This window comes from Pseudonocardia hydrocarbonoxydans, from assembly GCF_006539565.1.
GTDB lineage: Bacteria > Actinomycetota > Actinomycetes > Mycobacteriales > Pseudonocardiaceae > Pseudonocardia > Pseudonocardia hydrocarbonoxydans.
This window is the reverse complement of the sequence record NZ_BJNG01000002.1, coordinates 1-6619: the sequence shown is the minus strand read 5'-3', so window position 1 is coordinate 6619 and position 6619 is coordinate 1. Positions and strand designations below refer to the sequence as shown.

At 74.7% G+C, this 6619-nt stretch carries 8 protein-coding genes; 1 reads left to right on the top strand and 7 read right to left on the bottom strand.

What is annotated here, in order from left to right:
* From fabI to PHY01_RS01260, 3 genes are all read right to left on the bottom strand, one after another.
* The coding region (gene fabI, locus PHY01_RS01270; protein ID WP_141276326.1) for an enoyl-ACP reductase FabI at window positions 1-765 on the bottom strand (765 nt) is incomplete at its 3' end.
* Window positions 766-775: 10 nt separating this feature from the next.
* Window positions 776-1486 (bottom strand): 3-oxoacyl-ACP reductase FabG, encoded by a 711-nt coding sequence (gene fabG / locus PHY01_RS01265; RefSeq protein ID WP_141276325.1) that lies wholly within the window; start codon window positions 1484-1486, stop codon window positions 776-778.
* Between the two features lie 10 nt (window positions 1487-1496).
* Window positions 1497-2363 carry an alpha/beta fold hydrolase gene (locus PHY01_RS01260; RefSeq protein ID WP_218029965.1) on the bottom strand — a complete coding sequence of 289 codons (867 nt, stop codon included), beginning with the start codon at window positions 2361-2363 and terminating at the stop codon, window positions 1497-1499.
* A 68-nt stretch (window positions 2364-2431) separates the two neighbouring features.
* Between PHY01_RS01260 and PHY01_RS01255 the strand changes: the two genes are divergently transcribed.
* Window positions 2432-3043 (top strand): winged helix-turn-helix transcriptional regulator, encoded by a 612-nt coding sequence (locus PHY01_RS01255; protein ID WP_218029964.1) that lies wholly within the window; start codon window positions 2432-2434, stop codon window positions 3041-3043.
* 47 nt (window positions 3044-3090) lie between these two features.
* On the opposite strand, the gene PHY01_RS01250 is transcribed toward PHY01_RS01255, so the two are convergent.
* The 4 genes from PHY01_RS01250 to PHY01_RS01235 form a co-directional block, all read right to left on the bottom strand.
* The gene (locus tag PHY01_RS01250; RefSeq protein ID WP_370467351.1) at window positions 3091-4086 is read right to left on the bottom strand and encodes a VWA domain-containing protein; all 996 of its coding nucleotides are present in this window, start codon (window positions 4084-4086) and stop codon (window positions 3091-3093) included.
* 2 nt (window positions 4087-4088) lie between these two features.
* Window positions 4089-4970, bottom strand: coding sequence for a DUF58 domain-containing protein (locus PHY01_RS01245; protein WP_141276328.1), 882 nt, complete (start codon window positions 4968-4970; stop codon window positions 4089-4091).
* Window positions 4971-5029: 59 nt separating this feature from the next.
* A complete protein-coding gene (locus tag PHY01_RS01240) occupies window positions 5030-6046 on the bottom strand; it encodes an AAA family ATPase (RefSeq protein ID WP_141276322.1) in 1017 nt (338 codons plus the stop codon).
* A 76-nt stretch (window positions 6047-6122) separates the two neighbouring features.
* Window positions 6123-6619: C40 family peptidase (locus PHY01_RS01235; protein ID WP_141276321.1), on the bottom strand; the 497-nt coding region annotated here is incomplete at its 5' end.

Below are 6619 nucleotides of genomic sequence, written 5' to 3'. Positions count from 1 at the left end.
GACCCCGATCGCGTGGAACCCGCCGTCGGCCATCACCATCGAGCCGGTCGTGACGGGCAGCCAGTCGCTCAGCACCGCGCAGACGGTCTTCGCCACCGGCACCGGGTCGCCCACGTCCCAGCCCAGCGGCGCGCGGCCGTCCCAGGCGTCCTCGAACGCGGCGAAGCCGGGGATCGACTTGGCGGCCATGGTCTTCACCGGCCCCGCGGCCACGAGGTTGACCCGGATGCCCTGCGGGCCCAGGTCACGGGCCAGGTAGCGGGTGACCGACTCCAGCGTCGACTTCGCCACGCCCATCCAGTCGTAGGCGGGCCAGGCCTGGCGGTTGTCGAAGTCCATGCCCACGATCGAGCCGCCCGGCCCCATCAGCGGCAGCGCGGCGACGGCCAGGGACTTGAACGAGTACGCGCTCACCTGGATCGTCGTGGCGACGTCCTCCCAGGGGGCCTTCAGGAAGGCGCCCTCGCCCAGGCAGGACGCCGGGGCGAAGCCGATCGAGTGCAGCACGCCGTCGAGGCGGTCGGTGTGCTCGGCGAGCCGCTCGACCAGCGAGTCGAGCTGGGACTGGTCGCTCACGTCGAGCTCGACGACGGGCGCCGGCTTCGGCAGGCGCTGCGCGATGCGCTCGACCAGGCGCATCCGCCCGAACCCGGTGAGGACGACGTCGGCGCCCTGCTCCTGTGCCACCTTCGCCGCGTGGAACGCGAGCGAGGCGTCGGTGATCACGCCGGTGACGAGCAGCTTCTTGCCCTCGAGGAGACCCATGTCCGTCAACCTAATGCCCCATTCCCAGTCCGCCGTCGACCGGGATGACGGCGCCGGTCACATATCCCGCACCCGCCGAGCCGAGCCAGGTGACGACCGAGGCGACCTCCTCGACGCTGGCGTACCGACCCAGCGGCACCTGGCCGAGGATCTCGGTGCGGCGGGCGTCGGGCAGGGCGCGGGTCATGTCGGTGTCGACGAACCCCGGCGCCACGACGTTGGCGGTGATCCCCCGCGACCCCAGCTCGCGGGCCACCGACCGCGCCAGCCCGACTAGCCCGGACTTCGAGGCCGCGTAGTTGACCTGACCGGCCGACCCGGTGAGCCCGACGACGCTGGACACGAAGATCATCCGGCCGGCCCGGGCCTTGAGCATGGCGCGGGTGGCGCGCTTGGCGACGCGGTAGGCCGCGGTGAGGTTGGCGTCGACCACCTTCGTGAAGGAGTCCTCGCTCATCCGCATGAGCAGGCCGTCGTCGGTGATCCCGGCGTTGGACACCAGCACCTCGACCGGTCCCAGCTCGGCCTCCACCGCGGTGAACGCGGCGTCGACGTCCGCGGCGTCGGTGACGTCGCACCGCACCGGGAACAGCCCGTCGGGCAGCCCCTCGACCGAGCTGCGGTACGTCACCGCCACCCGGTCGCCCTGCTCCGCGAACGCCTGCGCGATCGCGAGCCCGATCCCGCGGTTTCCTCCGGTCACCAGCACTGTTCTCGACACGGGCGACACCCTAACCGGACGTGTGTCCCAGGATCTCGCTGATCACCACGTCCCACATCGCGGGCGGCGGCATCTGGTGGCCGACCCCGGGCAGCGGCACGAGGCGGGCGCCGGGGATCTCCGCGGCCAGCGCCTCGCCGTGGTCGATCGGGAACAGCGGGTCCTCGGTGCCGTGCAGCACCAGCGTCGGGGCGGAGATCGCGGCGACCGCCACCCCGTCGGGCCCGCCCCCGTCGAGGATCCAGTGGTTGGTCATGGTCGCGGCGATGTCGGTGCTGCGGGCGACGACGCGGGCGGCGATCGCGCGGATCCGTTCCTCGTCGAAGGGCAGGGTGCCGTGGAAGAGCCGCTCGCCGTCGACGAACGCCGCGACGGCCGCCGCGGGGTCGCTCCAGTCGGGGTCGGGCGACGGCTCGGCGAAGGACCGCGCCACGTCCTCGCGCATGCCGGGGAGGGCGGGCCGGTCGGCGGGTGCGGGGCCGACGGGGGTGGTCGAGAGCAGGGTCAGGGTGGCCACCCGCTCCGGGTGGTGCAGCGCCAGCTCCTGACCGATGCCCCCGCCCATCGAGATGCCGACGACGTGCGCCGCGGCGATACCCAGCCCGTCCAGGACGCCGAGGGCGTCGGCGGTGAGGTCGGCCCCGGTGTACGCGGGCGCCCCCGCGGGCCACGACGTCGAGCTGCCGGTGTCGCGCTGGTCGTAGCGCACGACGTACCGGCCGCCCGCGGCCAGGCGGGCGCAGAACCCGTCCTCCCACCACTCCATCGACGACGCCGCGCCGGTGACCAGCAGCAGCGCCGGGTCGGCGGGGTCTCCGAAGGTCTGCACGCACAGCTCGGCCCCCGCGGTGGCGACCCGGGTCTCGGTGATCGACATGTCGGCTCCTCCGTCCATCGACTACGATGAACGTAGCAGTCACTACGATTTTCGTACAAGGAGTGGGCGTGCGCACCTACGGTCAGGCCTGTCCCGTCGCCCACGCCCTCGACGCCGTCGGCGACCGGTGGTCGCTGCTGGTGGTCCGCGAGCTGCGGCTGGGCCCGCGCCGCTACCGCGATCTCGCCGCCGCCCTGCCCGGGATCGGGCCGAGCGTGCTGTCCCAGCGGCTGCGCGACCTGGTGACGGGCGGGGTGCTGGAGCACCGGGGCGGCGTCTACGCGCTGAGCCCGTGGGGGGCGGGGCTCGAACCGGTGTTCCGGGCGCTCGCCGCGTGGGGCATGGCCTCGCCCCGGCCGCGCACGGGCCCGGTGAGCGCCGACTCCGTCCTGCTCGGCCTGCGCACGTTCTTCGCCCGCACCCCCGGGTGGGACGCCGTGGTGGAGGTGCGCACGGACCGCGAGGCCTACCGCGTGGTCGTCGTGGACGGGGAGCTGTGGGAGCTGGCCCGCGGGGCCCCCGCGCAGGCACCCGACGCCGTGGTCACCGGCGACGACCTCGACGGCCTGACCGGCGGCCCGGAGGCGTTCGACCGGGCGGTGGCGGCGGGGGCGCTGACGGTGACCGGCGACGGCGACGCGGTCCGGCGGCTGGTGGCCTCGACGACCCGCCCCGTGTGAGCTGGGGCAGACGGGTCGGGGCGGATGGGTCAGGGCGGATGGGACAGTCAGGGCAGGCGGCGGCCGAGCACCAGCCCGGCCCCCACCCCGACCACCAGCAGCAGCACCCCGCCCGCGAGCCACGGGCGGCTCGTGTCGACGCGGCGCACCTCGTAGCCGATCTGCTCGCCCAGCTCGGAGTACACCTGCCGCAGCTCCTCCTCGCTGGCCGCGGTGAAGAACTGCCCGCCCGAGAGCTCGGCGATCGTGCGCATCGAGGCGTCGTCGACCGCTACCGACACAGGATCGGCCCCCGGCTCCAGCTCGATCGTGCCGTAGCGGGTGCCGAAGGAGATCCCCGAGACCGGGATGCCGGCCTCGGCCGCGGCCCGGGCGGCGGTGAACGAGCCGCGCGGCTCCTCCTCGGGCGCCCCCGTCGCCGAGTCGGGCACGGTCTGCTTGCCGTCGCTCATCAGCACGATCCGGGCCGGTGGCGGACCCTCCTCGCCGGTGCCCGCGATGGCCTGCGAGAACGTCTCGACCGACTGCATCGCGGCGAAGATGGCCTCCCCGGTGGCCGTCGACTCCGACAGCCGCAGCCCGTCGATCGCCCGCTTCACCGGGTCGCGCTCCACCGTCGGCGAGACCAGCACGGCCGCGGTCCCCGCGAACGCGACCAGCCCGAGGTTGACCCCCGGCGTCAGCTGGTCGGCGAAGTCCTTCGCCGCGGACTGGGCGGCGGCGAGCCGGCTCGGCTCGACGTCGGCGGCCTGCATCGACAGCGACACGTCGATCACCAGCACCACGGTGGCGCGGTTGCGCGGCACCCGCGCCTCGGCCAGCGGGCCGGCCAGCGCGATCGTCAGCAGGGCGAGCGAGGTGATCAGCGCGACGGCCGGCAGGTGCCGGTACCAGCCGGGACGCTGCGGGGCCACGCGGTCGAGCAGCTCCAGGTTGGTGAAGCGGACGACGTCGCGGCGGCGGCGCTGCAGCAGCACGACATACCCCGCCGCGAGCACCGCGACGACGACGAGCAGCAACAGCCACCAGGGTGCGGAGAACACCGCTACCGCCCCCCGCCGGACCAGGCCCGCTTGCGGGCCAGTGCGAAGCGCACGACGTCGGCGATCCAGTCGGAGTCGGTGCGCAGCGTCAGGTGCGCCGCCCCGCAGCGGCGCAGCGTGGCGGCGACGGTGTCGCGGTGGGCCGCCGCGGCGGCGGCGAACTCCCGGCACAGCAGCGGGGTGGTCGTGACCTCGCGCTGGCGCCCGGTCTCCGGGTCGGCCAGCACGACCGTGCCGACGTCGGGCAGCTCCAGCTCGCGAGGGTCGAGCACCTCGACGGCGAGCAGGTCGTGGCGCGTCGAGAGCGCCCGCAGCGCCCGCTCCCAGTCGGGTTCGCCCAGGAAGTCGGAGATGACCACCGCCAGCCCGCGGCGGCGCGGCGGGCGCCGCAGCTGCTCGACGGCGGCGGCCAGGTCGCCGCGGGTGCCCTCGGGCGTCCGCGGGATCCCCGCGACCCGGCGCAGCATCCCGCGGGCGTGCGCGAGGCCGCCCCGGGCGGGGACGCGCACGACGGAGTCGCCGGTGGCGGCCAGCACCCCGATCCGGTTGCCGCCCCCGCGCGTCAGGTGGGTGACGGCCGCCAGCGCGGCGATGGCCAGGTCGCGCTTCTCGCACGACGCGGTACCGAAGTCCAGGCTCGGGGACAGGTCGAGCACGACCCAGGTCTCCAGCTCGCGGTCGGCGACGGTCTCCCGGACGTGCGGCTGCGTGGTGCGGGCGGTGACGGCCCAGTCCATGCGGCGCACGTCGTCGCCGGGCTGGTAGCCGCGCGCCTCCCCCGGCTCGCTGCCCGGGCCCGGGACGAGGCCGAGGTGGTTGCCCTGCAGCAGCCCGTCGAGCCGGCCGCGCACGGCCAGCTCCAGCTGCCGCAGCGACGCCTCCATCCGCCCGTCCCGGAACGACGGCGGGGCGGTCGGCGTGCGTCGGGCGGCGGCCGGGGAGCTCACGCCGAGGTGTACTGCTGCGCCGGCCGGGCGCTGACCTGCGGCAGCGGCACGGTGGCGAGCACCCGGGAGATGATGTGGTCCATCGGCACCTGGTCGGCCACGGCGTCGTAGGACAGCACGAGGCGGTGCCGGAGCACGTCCGGGGCGACGTCGAGGACGTCCTGCGGGAGCACGTAGTCGCGCCCGCGCAGCAGCGCCAGCGCCCGCGCGGCCGCGACGATGCCCAACGTGGCGCGCGGGGACGCGCCGTAGGACACCCAGCCCGCGATGTCGGACAGGCCGTGCTCGGCGGGCGTGCGGGTGGCGACGACCAGGCGCACCACGTAGTCGACGAGCGCGTGGTGCACGAACACCGTCGTGGCGACCTGCTGCAGGCGCACCAGCTCCGCCGGGTCGATCACCTGCTGGGCCACCGGGGGCTCGGCGCCCATCCGGTAGACGATCTCGCGCTCCTCCTCGACGTTCGGGTACTCCACGATCAGCTTGAACAGGAAGCGGTCGCGCTGCGCCTCGGGCAGCGGGTAGACGCCCTCGTTCTCGATCGGGTTCTGCGTGGCGAGCACCAGGAACGGGTCGGGCATCGGGAACGTCTTCCCGCCGATGGACAGGTGCCGCTCGGCCATCACCTCGAGCATCGCCGACTGCACCTTCGCCGGGGCGCGGTTGATCTCGTCGGCGAGCACGAAGTTGGCCACGACCGGGCCTAGCTCGACGTCGAACTCCTCGCGGCCCTGGCGGTAGATGCGGGTGCCCAGGATGTCGGCCGGCACCAGGTCGGGGGTGAACTGGAGCCGGGAGAACGTCCCGCCGACGACCGCGGCCACGGTCTCCACCGCGAGCGTCTTCGCGACGCCGGGCACGCCCTCGAGCAGCAGGTGGCCCCGGGACAGCAGCCCGACGAGCATCCGCTCGACCAGGCGGTCCTGCCCGACGATCACCCGCTTGATCTCCAGGACGACGCGCTCGAGGCGCTCGCCCTCACGGGCGGGGCTGCTGGGTTCCGGGGCGCTCACGCGGACATCTCACCGCATCGCCCGTGAGCGGGCCGTGAGCGGGCCGTGGGTCCGGGCGATGGGTCCACGCCGGGTGTCACAGCACCCGGGTGGCCTCGCCGACCAGGTCCTTGCGCCGCAGCGGCACGATCCGCACGTTCGCCCCGGTGTAGGGGGCCTCGATCATGCGGTCGTCGCCGATGTACATGGCGACGTGGTGGATCGGGGCGCGGCCCTTCCGGTAGAACACCATGTCGCCGGGCTGCAACTGGGAGATCGGGACCTTGCGCCCGGCGTTGAACTGGTTGCGGCTGACCCGCGGCAGCGACACCCCCGCCCCGTTGAACGCGTAGAGCATCAGCCCGGAGCAGTCGAACCCGACACGGTCGCCGGGGTCGCCGGCGGGCCCGGGGATGCCGGTCGTGGCGCCGCGGCCGTTGCCGCCGCCCCACACGTACTGCACCCCGATCTGCGAGACGGCCCGGTCGATCACCCGCTGCACCGCGCCCGCGCCCGCCCGGGGCGGCGCCGCCACCGAGGACGACGCCTGCTCGCGCGCCGACGCGGCCTCCCGCTCGGCGCGCTGGCGGGCGG